This is a genomic window from Butyrivibrio sp. AC2005 (assembly GCF_000424145.1).
Lineage (GTDB): Bacteria > Bacillota > Clostridia > Lachnospirales > Lachnospiraceae > Butyrivibrio.
In genome coordinates this window covers 38,453-53,738 of the sequence record NZ_AUJI01000033.1, presented here as the reverse complement: position 1 = coordinate 53,738, position 15,286 = coordinate 38,453, and the positions used below count along the sequence as shown (strand labels likewise).

General features: G+C 39.9%; 21 protein-coding genes, 1 tRNA gene and 1 pseudogene. 21 read left to right on the top strand and 2 right to left on the bottom strand.

The annotated features are described in order from the left end of the window. The first annotated feature begins 13 nt into the window (after window positions 1-13). The 19 genes and pseudogenes from G602_RS0110640 (at window position 14) to G602_RS0110540 (ending at window position 11,095) form a co-directional block, all read left to right on the top strand. A complete protein-coding gene (locus G602_RS0110640; RefSeq protein ID WP_026658993.1) occupies window positions 14-352 on the top strand; it encodes a hypothetical protein in 339 nt (112 codons plus the stop codon). A gap of 26 nt (window positions 353-378) precedes the next feature. Next, window positions 379-699: an antibiotic biosynthesis monooxygenase family protein gene (locus tag G602_RS0110635; protein ID WP_026658992.1), complete on the top strand. Its 321-nt coding sequence runs from the start codon at window positions 379-381 to the stop codon at window positions 697-699. A 156-nt stretch (window positions 700-855) separates the two neighbouring features. After that, window positions 856-1,233 (top strand): zinc ribbon domain-containing protein, encoded by a 378-nt coding sequence (locus G602_RS0110625; RefSeq protein ID WP_026658991.1) that lies wholly within the window; start codon window positions 856-858, stop codon window positions 1,231-1,233. A gap of 211 nt (window positions 1,234-1,444) precedes the next feature. Then, window positions 1,445-1,738, top strand: a complete 294-nt coding sequence (locus G602_RS0110620) for a hypothetical protein (RefSeq protein WP_026658989.1) — start codon at window positions 1,445-1,447, stop codon at window positions 1,736-1,738. Between the two features lie 97 nt (window positions 1,739-1,835). Beyond that, on the top strand, window positions 1,836-3,626 hold the full coding sequence (locus G602_RS0110610; RefSeq protein WP_081675970.1) for an MATE family efflux transporter: 1,791 nt from the start codon (window positions 1,836-1,838) through the stop codon (window positions 3,624-3,626). Between the two features lie 158 nt (window positions 3,627-3,784). Beyond that, on the top strand, window positions 3,785-4,318 hold the full coding sequence (locus G602_RS0110605) for a histidine phosphatase family protein (protein WP_026658987.1): 534 nt from the start codon (window positions 3,785-3,787) through the stop codon (window positions 4,316-4,318). Between the two features lie 21 nt (window positions 4,319-4,339). Further along, on the top strand, window positions 4,340-5,119 hold the full coding sequence (locus G602_RS0110600; protein WP_026658986.1) for an MBL fold metallo-hydrolase: 780 nt from the start codon (window positions 4,340-4,342) through the stop codon (window positions 5,117-5,119). A 46-nt stretch (window positions 5,120-5,165) separates the two neighbouring features. Next, window positions 5,166-5,309 carry an NUDIX hydrolase gene (locus tag G602_RS26175; protein WP_044931830.1) on the top strand — a complete coding sequence of 48 codons (144 nt, stop codon included), beginning with the start codon at window positions 5,166-5,168 and terminating at the stop codon, window positions 5,307-5,309. Between the two features lie 70 nt (window positions 5,310-5,379). Beyond that, the gene (locus G602_RS31900; protein ID WP_330369142.1) at window positions 5,380-6,495 is read left to right on the top strand and encodes an AlkZ-related protein; all 1,116 of its coding nucleotides are present in this window, start codon (window positions 5,380-5,382) and stop codon (window positions 6,493-6,495) included. 136 nt (window positions 6,496-6,631) lie between these two features. After that, on the top strand, window positions 6,632-7,069 hold the full coding sequence (locus tag G602_RS0110585) for a flavodoxin (RefSeq protein ID WP_026658985.1): 438 nt from the start codon (window positions 6,632-6,634) through the stop codon (window positions 7,067-7,069). A 323-nt stretch (window positions 7,070-7,392) separates the two neighbouring features. Next, the gene (locus G602_RS0110580) at window positions 7,393-7,617 is read left to right on the top strand and encodes a hypothetical protein (RefSeq protein WP_026658983.1); all 225 of its coding nucleotides are present in this window, start codon (window positions 7,393-7,395) and stop codon (window positions 7,615-7,617) included. Window positions 7,618-7,659: 42 nt separating this feature from the next. Next, window positions 7,660-7,995, top strand: a complete 336-nt coding sequence (locus tag G602_RS31895) for a PspC domain-containing protein (protein ID WP_044931804.1) — start codon at window positions 7,660-7,662, stop codon at window positions 7,993-7,995. 80 nt (window positions 7,996-8,075) lie between these two features. Continuing rightward, window positions 8,076-9,074, top strand: coding sequence for a DUF4003 family protein (locus G602_RS0110570; RefSeq protein ID WP_196808643.1), 999 nt, complete (start codon window positions 8,076-8,078; stop codon window positions 9,072-9,074). Between the two features lie 243 nt (window positions 9,075-9,317). After that, on the top strand, window positions 9,318-9,539 hold the full coding sequence (locus G602_RS0110565) for an HPr family phosphocarrier protein (RefSeq protein ID WP_049945174.1): 222 nt from the start codon (window positions 9,318-9,320) through the stop codon (window positions 9,537-9,539). A 179-nt stretch (window positions 9,540-9,718) separates the two neighbouring features. Next, window positions 9,719-10,129 (top strand): GNAT family N-acetyltransferase, encoded by a 411-nt coding sequence (locus tag G602_RS0110560; protein ID WP_049945173.1) that lies wholly within the window; start codon window positions 9,719-9,721, stop codon window positions 10,127-10,129. Between the two features lie 24 nt (window positions 10,130-10,153). Then, window positions 10,154-10,312, top strand: a complete 159-nt coding sequence (locus G602_RS30340) for a hypothetical protein (RefSeq protein ID WP_155829802.1) — start codon at window positions 10,154-10,156, stop codon at window positions 10,310-10,312. Next, a pseudogene (locus G602_RS32070) lies at window positions 10,309-10,416 on the top strand (RNase III inhibitor); the annotation flags it as partial. The gene G602_RS30340 and the pseudogene G602_RS32070, both read left to right, overlap by 4 nt. Window positions 10,417-10,563: 147 nt before the next feature. Next, window positions 10,564-10,713, top strand: a complete 150-nt coding sequence (locus tag G602_RS30335; RefSeq protein WP_155829800.1) for a hypothetical protein — start codon at window positions 10,564-10,566, stop codon at window positions 10,711-10,713. Window positions 10,714-10,876: 163 nt separating this feature from the next. After that, window positions 10,877-11,095, top strand: coding sequence for a hypothetical protein (locus G602_RS0110540; RefSeq protein ID WP_026658979.1), 219 nt, complete (start codon window positions 10,877-10,879; stop codon window positions 11,093-11,095). A 177-nt stretch (window positions 11,096-11,272) separates the two neighbouring features. Here the strand turns inward: G602_RS0110540 and G602_RS0110535 are convergent, their stop codons facing one another. Further along, window positions 11,273-12,127, bottom strand: coding sequence for a Cof-type HAD-IIB family hydrolase (locus tag G602_RS0110535; protein WP_044931802.1), 855 nt, complete (start codon window positions 12,125-12,127; stop codon window positions 11,273-11,275). Between the two features lie 187 nt (window positions 12,128-12,314). Beyond that, complete coding sequence (locus G602_RS0110530) at window positions 12,315-13,301, bottom strand: WYL domain-containing protein (RefSeq protein ID WP_026658977.1); 987 nt, start codon at window positions 13,299-13,301, stop codon at window positions 12,315-12,317. Between the two features lie 165 nt (window positions 13,302-13,466). Here G602_RS0110530 and G602_RS0110525 point away from each other — a divergent pair. After that, a tRNA-Asn gene (locus G602_RS0110525) sits at window positions 13,467-13,530 on the top strand. Between the two features lie 274 nt (window positions 13,531-13,804). Next, complete coding sequence (locus G602_RS0110520) at window positions 13,805-15,274, top strand: DUF2828 family protein (protein ID WP_026658975.1); 1,470 nt, start codon at window positions 13,805-13,807, stop codon at window positions 15,272-15,274. Window positions 15,275-15,286: the final 12 nt, after the last annotated feature.

Sequence of the window (15,286 nt, the reverse complement as noted above, 5' to 3'; positions counted from 1 at the left end):
AGGAGGCTTGTTTATGGTTGGAGGATACAAGGTAATAACTCTTTGTGGAAGTACGCGTTTTAAGAATGAATTCATGGAAGTTCAGAAGAGACTGACTCTGCAGGGGTGCATTGTGATAAGCGTTGGGCTGTTCGGACATTCCGGGGATCAGGAAGTCTGGGAGAACATGGATGAAGGGACGCTTACCAAGACCAAAGAAATGTTAGACGATATGCATAAACGTAAGATAGATATGGCAGATGGTATTTATGTCATAAATGTTGGAAATTATATAGGAGACAGTACGAGGTCTGAGATTGAGTATGCATTGAAACATGGGAAGACTGTGGAATATCTTGAGTCGATAGAGTAACTCAGGGATAATGAGGTATTTAGGATATGATAACTGTTAATCTTTATTACAAGGGAACAAATGGCAATGCAAGAGCTTTTGCTGATGAAATGGAGTCATCAGGGATAGCTGAAGCAATCAGAAATGAGGAAGGAAATCTTCGCTATCAGTATTTCCAGCCAATAGGGGATTCTGAGACAGTTCTCCTCATAGATTCATGGACAGATCAGGCTGCTATTGATGCACACCATGCATCGCCGATGATGGGGCAGCTGGCAAAGCTCCGTGAGAAATATGATCTTCATATGACAGTTGAGAGATTTATCAGTGATGATTATGAAGGTGATGAGGGCTTCATAAGAAAGTAAAGTGAAAATTTTATTTGGTTTGGGAGGATATAACGATGAGAGTCAGGATTGAGGCAGAGATGTTTATAGAAAAGTCGCCAAAACGATTGATTATCGGAAGATACTGGAAAAGTGGTAAAAGCTAAGAAGAGGTTTCTGACTAAGGAGTAATGGAAAATGTTTTTCATAATGGGAATAACGCAAGGCAGGAAAGATTTTGATTTTAATCAGCTTGTGACCTGTACAATCTGTGGAAAGTATGGTCGTTTCAATGTGTTCATGACATATATGGTTCTGTCTCTTTTCTTCATTCCTACATTCAAGTGGAGCAAACGGTACTATGTTCAGACAAGCTGCTGCGGTACAGTATATGAGCTTGATCCTGAAATAGGCAAGGCTATTGCAAGGGGAGAGAAAGTTGAAATTCAGCAGTGCCATCTGACAAGAGTGATGGATGGAAACGGATATGCAAGAGGTTATAAAAGGTGTAGACAATGCGGATATGAAACTGCTGAGGATTTTGAGTTCTGCCCTAAATGTGGAACCAGATTTTGAAATACAAGGCAAACAGGTAACAGTTGAATATATGGAAGGGAAAGAGATTCATTTTTAATTGTATTTTTATTGTTGCTTTACCAGGTTTTTATATGAATACGCGATAATTTTCATAGGGATATTATGCGGAAAATACGGTGATGCCGTGATGAGAGAACAGAATAAAGAAGGAGTGAGGACACATTGAAGGTTTTTACCGGATGTTCAAACTATGCATCTGATACATGTCCGTGCATATTGGCAGAAACAGGGCATTGCCTTGTGTGCTCCCTGTGCAGAGGGATGGAAAAATATTTTCTGCGGTGGCGAAAAGGGAGCGCCACTTATTGGACACACCGAGGCCGTTGTTACGGGAGCTCTGGCAGGACACAATGCAGTCAGATATGCAAGGGGGCTTGAACTTGTTACATTACCTGATAGCCTTGCAGTAGGCCTGATAATTTCCCATTCACATGAACAGTTCATTGATAAGAAAGCGTATAAAGACAGATTTACCTTTGCATGAGGAGTGTTCTTTGAAATGATGAAGGAAAGACACCTGTATACCACAGATGTCAGTGAAATCCAAAGTCGTATAGAAAAAGCCGGCCTTAAAAATATCTATGAGAATTTATCATAAACCAAATGATATATTAAAAAAGCTATTTATTCAGCTGGTGGTTGTGAATAGCTTAATAGGATTGCTACAACCCTGCAATCAGCTGATTGACAGTGTTCTGACAGGGCAAATGCTTGGAACGTATTCGCTCAAAGTATATGCTCTTATTTTACCTGTCGGTTCTCTGGTTATGGCTCTCAGCTTTGTTTTTTCCATCGGAACTCAGATAAGTGTTTCTAACATGATTGGTAAAGGAAAGGTAAGCGAGGCGGAGGAGTACTTCCATACATCCTTGCGTGCTGCTACTTTGTTTGCCTGTGTTTTTGCTGCTATCGTTTTTATTTTTTCAAGACAGATAGTTGTTTTTCTAGGAGCCAGTGCTTCGGTCGAGGGACAGATTTCAGATTCTTCCGACTATCTAAGAGCGTATGCAGTTGGTATACCTGCTATTTTTCTAATGAACATAATGTTGTCCATGCTGCAGTTAGAAGGTCAAAAGAAATTGGTAGTCATTCTTTCTTTTTTCCTTGTGATTGTAAATGCCACAGGCGATTTGATGAATCTCTTTGTATTTTCCGGAGGTTTGTTAGGAATGGCGATGGCTACATCTATATCTTATATAACCATTTTTGCAGGACTGGTTTTGTATTATCTAAAGTTTTCCCGGATGTTTACCTTTTCGCTGAAAAATTTTAATGTTGACTGTCTGATTGGGATTGTAAAAAATGGACTTCCCTCTTTTGCCTATTACGGGAGTATTGTTGTGCGTACCGCATTTTTTAACCGTCTCGCACTTACTATTCCTTTCACGAATATTCTTGCTATCATGGCGGTCGTTAACAGCTTTACAACGATTGTAGATGCGGTAATTGGTGGAATAGGTGACACTGTTCTTTTGCTGGGAGGAGTTCTTCACGGGGAAAAAGACTTAAGTGGTCAGAAGTCACTGCTGCAAACTGCCGTGCTTTATGGCGGGAGTCTTCTCCTGCTTATGAGCATTCTTTCAGGTATCTTTGCAGTGCCAATAGCCGGAATTTTCGCATATAAAGATGACCGGTTATTTGTTCAGGACTGTGCACGGGCCATACGACTTACTTCAATTTGTTTTCTTCCTGATACTGTCGCCTGTATTTTTAAAAAGTATATCCAATCCATTGGCAGAGCAAAATATACTGCTATTACAAATGTTTTATGTAATGTTATTTATGTCGGCACAGCGGCATATGTTTTGGTTAATCTTTTGGGTAGCGACGGGATATTTTTTTCATACACGGTTTGTTACGTCCTGATGCTTTTCACACATTTCCTGTATGCTTTTTACATTGCCAAAGGGAGTTTTAAAAGCGGTGTGGACATTTTTCTTTTCCAACCGCAGGATAGACTTAAAAATATCGGAAGAATACATGAATATCAGATAAAAAATATTGATGAATGCGTTGAAGTTTCCAAAGAAATATATGAAATCTGTCTCAGGGAGGACATAGTTAAAAGAAAAGCTCTATATATGTCGTTGTTTACGGAAGAAATGGTAAAAAACGTTTTGCAACATGGAGTACGGAAGGATAATCAGGTCAGGATACTGCTTAAGATTATATTTTTGGAAGATGAAATTATTTTGAACGTAAAAGATAATTGTATTTATTTTGATCCGATGAATTATTATCACATCCTGCAGGAAAACGGAAATGATAAAAGCGGCTTTGGAATAAGGATTGTCATGGGATTGGCAAAAGAAGTTACCTACACAAACAGTTTTAATCTTAATAATCTGTTTGTCAGATTATCAAATGGGTAAGAAAGAAAAGTGATGATTATGATGAGCTTAAGCAATACTATATCAGGGCTATGGATTTTGATGTACTGCAGGACTTTGGTAATGCGATAATTGAAGATATAATTAAGTGCAAATAATTTTTGTGAAAAGAAATCTGCAAAGAGCGTGACGGAGGAGTAATGGGACATTTTTATTTTATCAGGCATGGACAGACAGTATGGAATGTTGAGAACAAGATATGTGGAGCAACTGACATAGAATTGACAGAGCTCGGTCATCAGCAGGCTATTGAGACGGGAAAAAAGATTGTTGAAACCGGGATTAAGGCAGATGAGATTCTTACGTCACCTCTTGTCAGGGCTTCAGAAACCGCGAGACACATATCCGAGGTTACAGGAATCCCCATGAGGGTAGAACCAAGACTCATAGAGCAGAACTTTGGAAGGTATGAGTCTACTGCCAGAGATGGTAAGGAATTTCATGAAGCCAAGAAGGACATGGCAAACAGATTTGGAACCGGTGAATCCATGCTCCATCTTGCACAGCGTATTTACAATCTTCTTGACGATATCAAAGAGGATGACAAGACATATATCCTTGTTGCACATAATGGAATATCAAGGATATTGGAGTCATATTTCAGGGAGATGGATAATGAGGAGTTTTCTTCGTTTGGTATAAAAAACTGTGAGATAAAGAGATATGATTTTTGATTATTAGGGGAGGGGAATCATATGAAAAAAGAATTGTTTGTTAAGCAGCTTAGACCTTATCTGTATCTTATGGATGAGGCCCATGAAGCAACCGGCTACATTGTGGTGGGGAATGAAAAAGTATGTGTGATCGACACCATGAATGGCTACAATGACCTTCATAAGGTTGTCAGGGAGATTACGGATAAACCGATTATTGTAGTTAATACCCATGGTCATCCGGATCATATTTTTGGAAATGTCTATTTTGATGAGGCATATTTGAATCCTAAGGATTTTGATATGGCATCATCATTCTTTAATGATCCCGAATTTGTAAATAACTGTAAAAAAGAAGGGCTTTCAATTCCTTCATTAAAACCGGTAAAAGGTGGAGATGTTATAGATCTTGGCGGAAAAACTCTGGAGATATACGATCTTCCGGGACACACACCTGGAGGAATATTGCTGCTCCTTAAAGAGGACAGGATACTTTTCACCGGAGATTCCGTAAACCATCACTTGTGGATGCAGCTGGATGAATGTCCTAAACTGGAAGAATATGTGAAAGCTCTTGATAAGATCATGTTTCTTGAAAATGAAGCTGATGTAATTCTTCATGGACATGCGACAGGCTTTGATGACATTTCACTACTCAGATGCATGAGGCAGGGAGCTGTCGAGATTGCAAATGGAGAAACAGAAAATGATCTTCCGTATAACTGGTTTGGTGGAGTGGCAAAGCAACATGCGTTTAAGCTTGAAGAAGGCAAGGAATACAATCAGCTTGAAAGTGTAATTTGCTATAAACCACAGATATGATTAGAGAAGCAGAAAATATCGAATAAGTTAAGGAGAATAATTGAATATGGGTAAAGACATGACAGTGCCGTGTGAGAACGGACTTATTAACATCAGAGTAGGAGCAATTATTCTGAAGAATGGAAAATTCCTTATGGTTGGGAACAATATAAGGCCGGAGTATTTGTACTCTGTAGGTGGCAGGGTATAATTCGGAGAGACAGCTGAAGAAGCAGTAAACCTTGGAAGAACAAATCAGGCAAATGTGAGGTATTTATTATATGGGTAATGAAAGTGGAACATGGATCATGTATGGCGTGGAGTGGGATGATCCCGAGTGCTTACATACGGTTCAGGATGCAATTAACTACATAAATGAGATAGGTTTTTTGCCTCTTTTCAAAAATGATATTCCGGGATTTTCATTAGAAGAACGAACTGTGCCGGAGTATTGGTGGTGTGGTAATCCGGAAGTTGATCCCTGGGAGTGGCGCGAACTTATTGCCAGAAGTGGAGAAGTAGCTTATGGGAAGTTTTTTGAAAAGAAGGCCGGATTCATTTCAAAAAAGTGGCTGCCATTTTTCACAAATTGCAGGCGTGATGGCTACGATTTTGATGCCCTATGGGATGATGAGAAAGCTTCGAGACGACAAAAAAAGATAATGGATCTTTTTGAGTCCGAGGACGATATATATTCCAATGAAATCAAAGCCTGGGCAGGATTTGGCAAAGGTGGCGAGAAGGGCTTTGACGGAACTATGACGGAACTTCAGATGAAGACTTATCTGTGTGTTCGGGATTTCAGACAAAGGAAGAATAAGAAGGGTGAGTTCTATGGATGGCCGATAGCTATTTATTCCAAGCCTGAAGCTATCTGGGGATATGAGCATGTAACGTCAAGATACAGCGAAACTCCCGAAGAATCCAGGAAGGCTATAGCAGATTACATAAAAGAGATATATCCCGTTGCTACCGAATCTCAAATAAAGAGGCTTATAACGGGAACCGGTGCTGCCGGAAGCAGGAAGAAGAGCAGTCGAAGCCCCAAGGAATGGCTGGTTCCTGCAAATCCCAAGTATTATGATATAGTCCATGCTTTTGATGATACAGATGAGATTGAATGGAAGCAGGGTGCCGGGATTATTTGCGATGACATCGTATATATGTATGTAGGATCACCGGTTTCTGCGATTATGTATAAATGCATTGTTACGGAAACTGATATTCCATACGATTTTGAAGATGAGAATCTGAAAATAACTGCCCTGATGAAGATAAGGCTTTTAAAAAGATATGAACCGAAAGAGTTCACTTTTGAAAAGCTTAAAGAAGTATATGGAATATATGCAGTGAGAGGTCCAAGAGGTATACCTGGAAAACTGAGTGAAGCTTTATAAGAGCCATGATAAAAAAGAGTAGATGCATAATCATGCACTTGATTTTTGAATCTGAAAGGTTATAATAAATATTGCACACAATGCAATATGACAAAATGTATTAAAACTATGACCGTTTAGAGATGGGAGGTGCGTAATGGCAACGCTTGTAACGTATTTCAGTGCTGAAGGCACAACAGCAAAGGTGGCGAAGGATTATGCCGAAAGGATTGGCGCGGATGTTTTTGAGATAGTTCCACAGGAGCCTTATACAGCTGCTGATATCAGATGGACGAATCCACTGGCACGATGCAACAGAGAGCAAATAGGTGGAAAAGACGTTCCTGTAAATGGGAATATAGAGTCTTTTGAGAGCTATGATACAGTATACATTGGATTCCCGATATGGTACGGGCAGGCGCCCAGGGTGGTTCATACTTTCTGCAAGGGTTATGACTGGACCGGTAAAACAGTCCATGCATTCGCAACATCAGGTGGAAGTGGTATAGGAAAAACAGCTGAAAAGCTTAAGCCTTCTCTTCAGGGAGTAGAGTCGGTAGATGCAAAGCTGGTTCACAGCGCGACAGAAATTTAAATGATATGGAGGCTACTATGAACGAAACATTAAAGGTATTGGAAAGCAGAAGAAGCTGCAGAACCTGCTAAGTATGCAACTCCAAGAAAAGAGAATTATGTTTAATATATTTAAGTAGAAAAAACTGCGATAACCTTAGGGGGGCACCTGAAGGTTATCGCAGTTTTCATATTACAGTGAATCAAAATTAAGATCGGTTTCATGCATAGCATCAAGCCTTATGTATATGACACCTAAAAACGTGGTATCATTGTAGAGTATGTAAAAAGTATTTTTGGAGAGGAGATTTGTAATGGGAATAATTCAGGCAGGAAGGAGATAGAATGAAGGACGAAATTATACTTGATGAAAAGAAGCTGGAGTTGCTTGATCTGATCGATAAGGCTGGGAAGGGAAGCATAGAAGCAGCTGAGCAGGTAGCGGAGGCATATTTTAAAGGGAGTAAGGAGGATAAGCCTAATCTTGCCAAGGCTAAGAAATGGGCTTCATATGCCGCGAAGCATGGAAGTGAGAAGGCTGCGGAGATTCTGAAGGAGATATCGCATTAAAGAAACGTTAATTCATTTTTGGAAAACAAAGAGGTATGTGTTATGAGTGAAAAGAAACTTTATAAAAGTAATGATAGAAAAATCTGTGGCGTATGCGGAGGCATAGCTGAGTATTTTGGTGTTGATCCTACGTGGGTACGCATTGGATGGGGAATAGCTGTTTTCTTTACGGGATTTGGAATTCCTGCATACATAATCGCAGCGCTGGTCATGAACGACAATCCAAGTTATATAGAGGACAAGTCATATAACCATGACAGGGTGGTCGATACCACAGCGACATACAGAAATGATGAGCCTGTAGGCTATCAGCAGTCACAGCAATATGAAACAGAGGAACCTGTTGGATTTAACCCATATGATAATGTGAACAAATAAATAATTTTTTGAAATAGTCTGATTTGCGCGCAGGGGATAACAGATCTATGGCAGACATAGCAAAAACGGAGGAGACAAATATGATGAAAGATACAATTCAGAAGAGATGTGAGTTATTAGTTGAAAACAGGAATATTATCCATGAAGGGTTTAAGCTTGAGAATAGCTTATTGAAGGCTGTAGCCGGAGCTGCTTTTGCAGAAAAGGAAAAGAAAGTGGATGTGGAGTATCTGAAGGAGTGCAGAAAGATTTTAAGGGATAAGCAGGGTGCGCTTTCATATTTCCGTGGCAATAATGAGCTTATTGTATCCACAAGAATGGCGCTTAGCAGTGATCCCGAAAAATATATAGATGAGCTGGTAGAGGTATATAACAAGTTCCAGAAGGGCAAATTCTTTGGATCAACATACAGGGTACTTGCAGCTATGTCAATCTGTGATGTAGGCAAGTTTTCAGAGGCAGATGCCATCATTGAGAAAACTAATGCCATCATGACCGGAATGAAGAAAAATCATCCTTTCATTACTTCTGATGAGGATACCAGTTTTGCTGTGTTGCTCGCCATGACAGATAAAGGTGTGGAGGAAATCCTTACGGAGCTTGAAGATGCATACCAATACATAAAGAAAAGCTTTTCACTTCATGAGAATGCTGCATATTCACTTACCCAGGTACTTACTGTATATGATGGAAACTATGAGGATAAGAGGGACAAGGTTCTTGAAATATATAATGCATTTAAGGCAGCAGGTCTAAAATACGGAAAAGAACATGAGCTTGCATCTCTTGGAACTCTGATCAATATAAACAGGAGTGCTGAGGAGCTGGTATCTGAGATAGCGGAAGCTGCAGAATTTTTCAATGGTAAAAAGGGATTTGGTATGTTAGATATGAGCAGGCAGACAAAGCTTATGCTTGGAGCTATGGTGATATCCAGTGTATATTCAGAGGAGAATTCTGTTACAGATGCTTCAGTAACGAGTGGGGCACTTGCAATGATAATAGCAGAGCAGACAGCTATGCTTGTTGCGATAATGATTGCATCGACATCAGCAGCAACCGCATCTTCTTCACATTAATAAGTATAAAATTCCGGATCATGATAAATTAGACTCCTTTTTATGAAAAATGATAAAAAAAGCATACATCTGATATAAAAATGTTCGATATGTATCGTACACTTTGGTACAAGATGTTCATTAACTCTGATGCCATATGGTAATCCGAGTTAAAAGATGATAGTTTGGTTTCGGAAATACTGGATGGGCAATTCGGAAACGATGTTGTGATCTATGGTTTTCGAAGAAAGGAGTACTATGACTATGAGTAAATTTATCAAGTTGGATCCCCAGCAGGTTAAGGATTTTGTAAGAGCGGCTTCTAAATGTGATTTTGACGTAGATATTTCATATAATCATCTGACAGTGGACGCTAAGTCACTCCTGGGTGTTTTTGGAATGAATTTCAGATTCCCACTTAAGGTTAGTTACCGGGGATATAATCAGGAATTTGAGAATTATCTTGCAGAGCATGCATCTGCATAAGTACAATTTAATATAAATACATGGTTTCATGTTTTTTAGGGGTACTGCCAGGTTATAATAACCTGGCAGTATTTAGTCTGTTGACGAAGGATGGATGAAAATGAAGCATTGCGGGATACAGACAATTGAGACAGAAAGATTTATACTTAGAAATATATAAATGTTCATGGGAGGAATTAATGCAAATCAAGCGAATTACAGAAGATGACAGAACGGGTGAGTTCATTAACATAGAGTTCTCAGATTATGCTACGGATTGTGATGTGGAACTTAACTTTGAAGAATTTTGTTTTGCAGCAGAAGATGATGGAAAGATTGCAGGAGTAATAACAGGCCGTGCGTACTACAACGAGGTCCATATTGGAGATTTGATTGTAGGAAAAGAATACAGAAAATCCGGAGCTGGCAGTAAACTTGTTGCCGCTGTAGAAGATGCATATAAAGGAAAAGGTTACGAGAAAATAGCACTTACAACTTTTGGGTTTCAGGCACCGGAGTTTTATAAAAAGCTTGGATATGAATTGGAATTTATTCGTGAAGATGCAGACCCAAAGCTTAGCAAATATTTCTATTTGAAGAGGCTAAAGTAATGGCCAGTTACTGAGGAGGTGCTTATGGCAGTTTACAGATGTAGGGCATGCGGTTACATTTTTGACGAGGAAAAGGAAGGTAAAAGCATCCGCGACATTGATGTGTGTCCAAGATGCAAGCAGCCTGATGACATGTTTGTGCTTGTTGTAGAAGATGGCACAGATAAGGAGGCTGATACATAAGTAGCATCAAGTACCATGTGGGAGATATAACTAAACTTAAGGTTGATGGAATCGTTAATGCGGCAAATTCTAGTCTGCTGGGTGGAGGCGGAGTGGATGGCGCCAGTAATCTTCGGAATAATTGAAGATTATTGGCGCTTTGTTACGTTTTAATTGTGGTTGGACATTTGTTGGACAGCCGGTATTAAGATGATAACAGAGAAGAAAAAGAGAGAGGTATTTGTTGATTTTGTGATTGGAGGTTGATGATTATGAGAAATATATTTGAAAGCATCATGGAAGAATTTGGGTTCATAAATGCTGCATCATATCACAAGCCATTTGGAAGACTTGATGCATCAGACTATAACAGGATTGAGGCAGAGCTTATCAGATTTGCTGATAATGTATCTGTAAATTGATGCTGAATGACAAAATACACATATGTGATATGAGTAACCTGATCAATGCAGAGTTGACCGGGTTATTCTTTTGCCCATTTACATGGCTGATAGAGTATAATATTGTTAAAAATATATTTCGGGAAAAGGATGGATTAAGTTTTCATAAAAAAGGAGGTTAAGTATGGCAGACATTGCGGAAATCATCAAACAGATCAGTGGGAACAAGGAACTTATGGCTCAGATTGCAAAGGCTGATCCGGCGCAGGCAAAGGAACTTTTTAAGAAGGTAAACATTGATGTTAGTGAATCAGACATCAAGATGGTGCAGGCCGCTGTTGCTGATGGCAAACTGGATCTGGGAGATATTAAGAATCTTGCCGGCGGGTTATTAAAAAAGTAATAGTGTTATGCTGAACGGTGCTTCGTAAATGAGGTGCCGTTTTTTGTGCGGTTGAGTGGGTGTTTGAGCGGATGTTTGAGCGGAGTGTTTGGGCGGATATTTACAGAGAGGATTTTTGGATACATGAAGCTATATTAATAAGACTCATCGTTTGTTAGGACCAAAATGACATGGATATTAAAAATCAAAATAGTCTCTGATAGCAACTCCGACTCCATTATGGTCGCTGTCCTTTGTGATATAGTTTGCCAGCTTTTTTATATCGCTGCGGGCATTCATCATGACGATAGAAATGCCTGCGGTGGTAAGCATATCTCGGTCATTGTCTGCATCTCCGATAGCCATTGTTTCTTCAATAGTGATACCCAGAAGAGAAGACAGAATCTTAAGGGCGGCTCCTTTTGATACTCCCTGGGCATTCATTTCAAGGCTTGTTTCTTCTGCCAGTGCAAATGTAAGTGGAAGGTCTTTTAATTCCTCATATCCATGGTGGCGGTCTTCCTGATTCCTGAAGTATATATTTATCTTGGTGATGGAATCGTGATTTTTGATTTCAGCAGCCATGTCTTCAACCTGCCTTGTCACTTTAAGGTACATGGGCTGGTAAACTCCCATATGGAAATCGTCCATGTGGTTGATATCGGCGGAAGACACTATGGATTCATTTTCTGTGAGAAAAGTGAGCATTCCACTGTATTTATCAGCAACTTCAATTATCTTTTCGAAGCAGTCAGAAGGTACTTCCTTTCTGTAAATAACTTTTTTATCCATGCAATCATAGATTATTGCTCCGCTATAGCAGATGGCATAGCGGATCATTGGTGTTATCTCAAAGTATTCCTTCATTTCCACGAGTGCTCTGCCTGTTGCGTAGGAAAGATATGCTCCTTTATCAGCTACCCATGACAGATCAGCCAGGGTTTCAGGGAGAATCTTCTTATCTGAGGTAAGAAGGGTTCCGTCCATATCCATAGCGATTAGACTGTAGGGCAGAAAATTTTCAATGCTGTTAGCTTTATTCAAAATAGACATTTATAATTCCTCTTACATATCTGTTTTCATACTTGCAAATTATACATGATTTTGAAGAAATGCCAAGTTTATTTATATAGGACCTCATACCTGCCGTTAATGTTGGTGGTAGGGCATATTTTTGTTTATGATATAGTGGTCGGTTGCAAACACTATTGAAAGCGAGAGGAAGAGATTAATAAAAAGCTCATTTGCTGTATTCTCTTAACCCGTAATAGTAGAATTTACGGATGCTTTCTTTGAGAGATTCGGGTTTTAGTACTATTGCATCTCTTCCGAACCGTTTAAAATATTCTTCAAGCTGCAGTTCAGGCCAGTCAAAGTAATAAAGGTCTCCTTCTATTTTTGATACAATAGGTCTGTTTTTGGTAATGGCTTTAAACTTACGCACACCATATTGATTTAGTTTTACAACTGCTTCAACTGTCAGTGATACAGAATGAGGGCTCCGGATAGCTTTTTCCTGGAGCTCTTTTTGTATGTCAGAATTTATTGGAAATGTATCAGAGGTTACAAAAACGCTTCTTAGTCTTGAAATCCGAAAGGTTCTGGGTTTGCGGACTTTTCTGTCTATGCATAGCAAATAGTTGCACTGTTCCTCTTTGGAAGGTGCAATGATATAGGGCTCCACATGATATGCTTTGTCCGTTCCGGAGGTTGTGGTTGTAAAAGATAGAATCCTGTGCTCTTTTAATGCTCTGGTTATATCCTCATAACTGTCCTTGAAAATGATGGCTTCTCGCTCACTTCTTGGGATGGAAAGGTACGCGTTGAACATATCTTTAAGGTATTGGGAAAGTGATGTGTCCTTTAGCATGTTGTTCTCAATTATCCTGAGGATGTCGTAGGAAGAGCCACTAACAGTCAGTGTCAGGGCAGAGTTTTTGCCACTCTGAAGACTGTCATTTTTTATATATGTACTTACGATTTTTTCTGCCAAAACAGCAGCATCCTTATTTGTTATTGAAGTGAGATCGGTCAGATCCTGCATTATATTGGAGAGCAAGGCTTCGCTGTCATGTCTGTACTGATCGAAGTAGTTAACAATAAGTGTCTTAAGAAAAGCGTTGAGGTTCACGCTCTCATCATTCTTGGTGAACTCGAAGAGTTCAGCGTCGTTTATAAGTCTTGATTTTGTATCCTCTGAAAGATAGATTTTATACTTCTCTGTCATATTGCGCCTCTTAAATGGGGTTGTAAAATATATATAAAACAACAAAAATATGCCATATATAATATTATATTGGGGTTGCAATAACAGGTCAATCTGCATCTTTTTATCTCCATTATTAAGAGCTATGATTTAATCACAACAAAGACACAGGCAGCAATCAATACAGGATAGCTAAGTGGTGAAGCACCGAATCATTGATTCGTGATCGCGGGTTCAAATCCCGCTCCAACCCGGAAGGGTGTATGTGTCTTGATAAAAAAGAAGATACTAACAGCAATTAAACTGGGGACGCGTTGAAAAGTCAGCTGTAGCATGACTTAGGCATGGCAGAGGTAAGAACCCGCGCGCGTAAAAAATGTATCTTGCAAGGCTCATGGAAGCTGCAGTTCTGTGAGCGACACTATAGAATATTGTTAAGGTGCATACAGCAAATAAATTATAACTGTCAATTATGAAACCGGGGTGATGCCTGGGGCACCTTGTAGATGAAGGAGGAACTACAAATGTTATCATTCTTAAAGAAAGAAGCAAACAAAACATATACAGAGAATGGCGCAGCTACTCACGTTTCAACACAGTCCGACTGCCTTGACCTTTTTGCTACAATCGGAGCGCTTAGAAATGCTTCTGAAGAAGATATTATAACCAGATTCACAAGAGCATACGCTGAGGATGCTGATCTTGCAATGAAGATGCTTTTCTTTGCAAGAGATATCAGAGGTGGCCTCGGCGAGAGAAGAGTGTTTAAGGTAATCCTTAAGCATTTGGCAGCTGCTGAGCCTGAATCTGTTAAAAAGAATATTGAGAACGTGGCTGAATATGGCAGATACGATGACCTTATGGCTTTACTTGATACACCTGTGGAAAAAGAGGTTATGGCATATTTAGAGAAGGCTTTAAGAGATGACATGGATGAGTTTGCTAAAAACGGCGACAACGCAGAGATATCACTTTTAGCAAAATGGCTCCCTTCTGTAAATACAAGCAACAAGGATGCAGTGAGAAACGCTAAAAAGATTGCAAGAGCAACGGGGATGACAGATGCAGAGTACCGCAAGACTCTTTCAGTACTCAGAGCTCAGATCAGGATAATAGAGAATAACCTTCGCAAGAAGGACTACACTTTTGATTATGAAAAGCAGCCTTCAAAAGCACTTTATAAATACAGACAGGCATTCATCAGAAATGATCAGGAGAGATACCAGGCTTTTATTAAAAGGGCAGAGGCAGATCCTACAGTGATGCACACAGGAACCCTTACTCCTTACGATGTGATAGCACCTGTGATAAGCAGAGCGCAGTTTACAGAGGATGAGAGACGTGCCATGAACGCAACCTGGAACGCCCTTCCTGACTTCACCGTTTCAGAGAATTCTCTTGTGGTGGTTGATGGTTCAGGCTCAATGTACGGTGGTAGCAATCCGGTTCCTGCAGCAGTTGCGCAATCACTTGGTATCTACTTTGCCGAGAGAAATAAAGGCGCTTTTCACAATCACTTCATCACCTTCTCAAAGAATCCCAGACTCATCGGGATCAAGGGAAGGGATATCGTGGAAAAGGTCCGCTACTGCATGGGCTTCAATGAAGTCAGCAACACAAATATAGAAAAGACCTTTATGCTCATTCTCAGAACTGCCGTGGATAATAAACTCACACAGGCTGATATGCCGGTGAAGCTCTACATAATCTCTGACATGGAGTTCGACTACTGTGCTGAAAATTCCGAGATGACCAATTTCGAGAATGCGAAGGCACAGTTTGCAAGATACGGCTATAAGCTTCCTCAGATAGTTTTCTGGAACGTGAACAGCCGTAATCAGCAGCAGCCTGTAAAAATGAATGATCGTGGCGTTGCGCTTGTATCAGGTTGCAATCCGCAGATCTTTTCAATGTTAAAAGAGGGCAACTTAGAACCTTACAAATTCATGATGAGCGTCCTTTCAGCGGCACGTTATGAAAAAATAGCAGCATAGGTTTACCGGAAA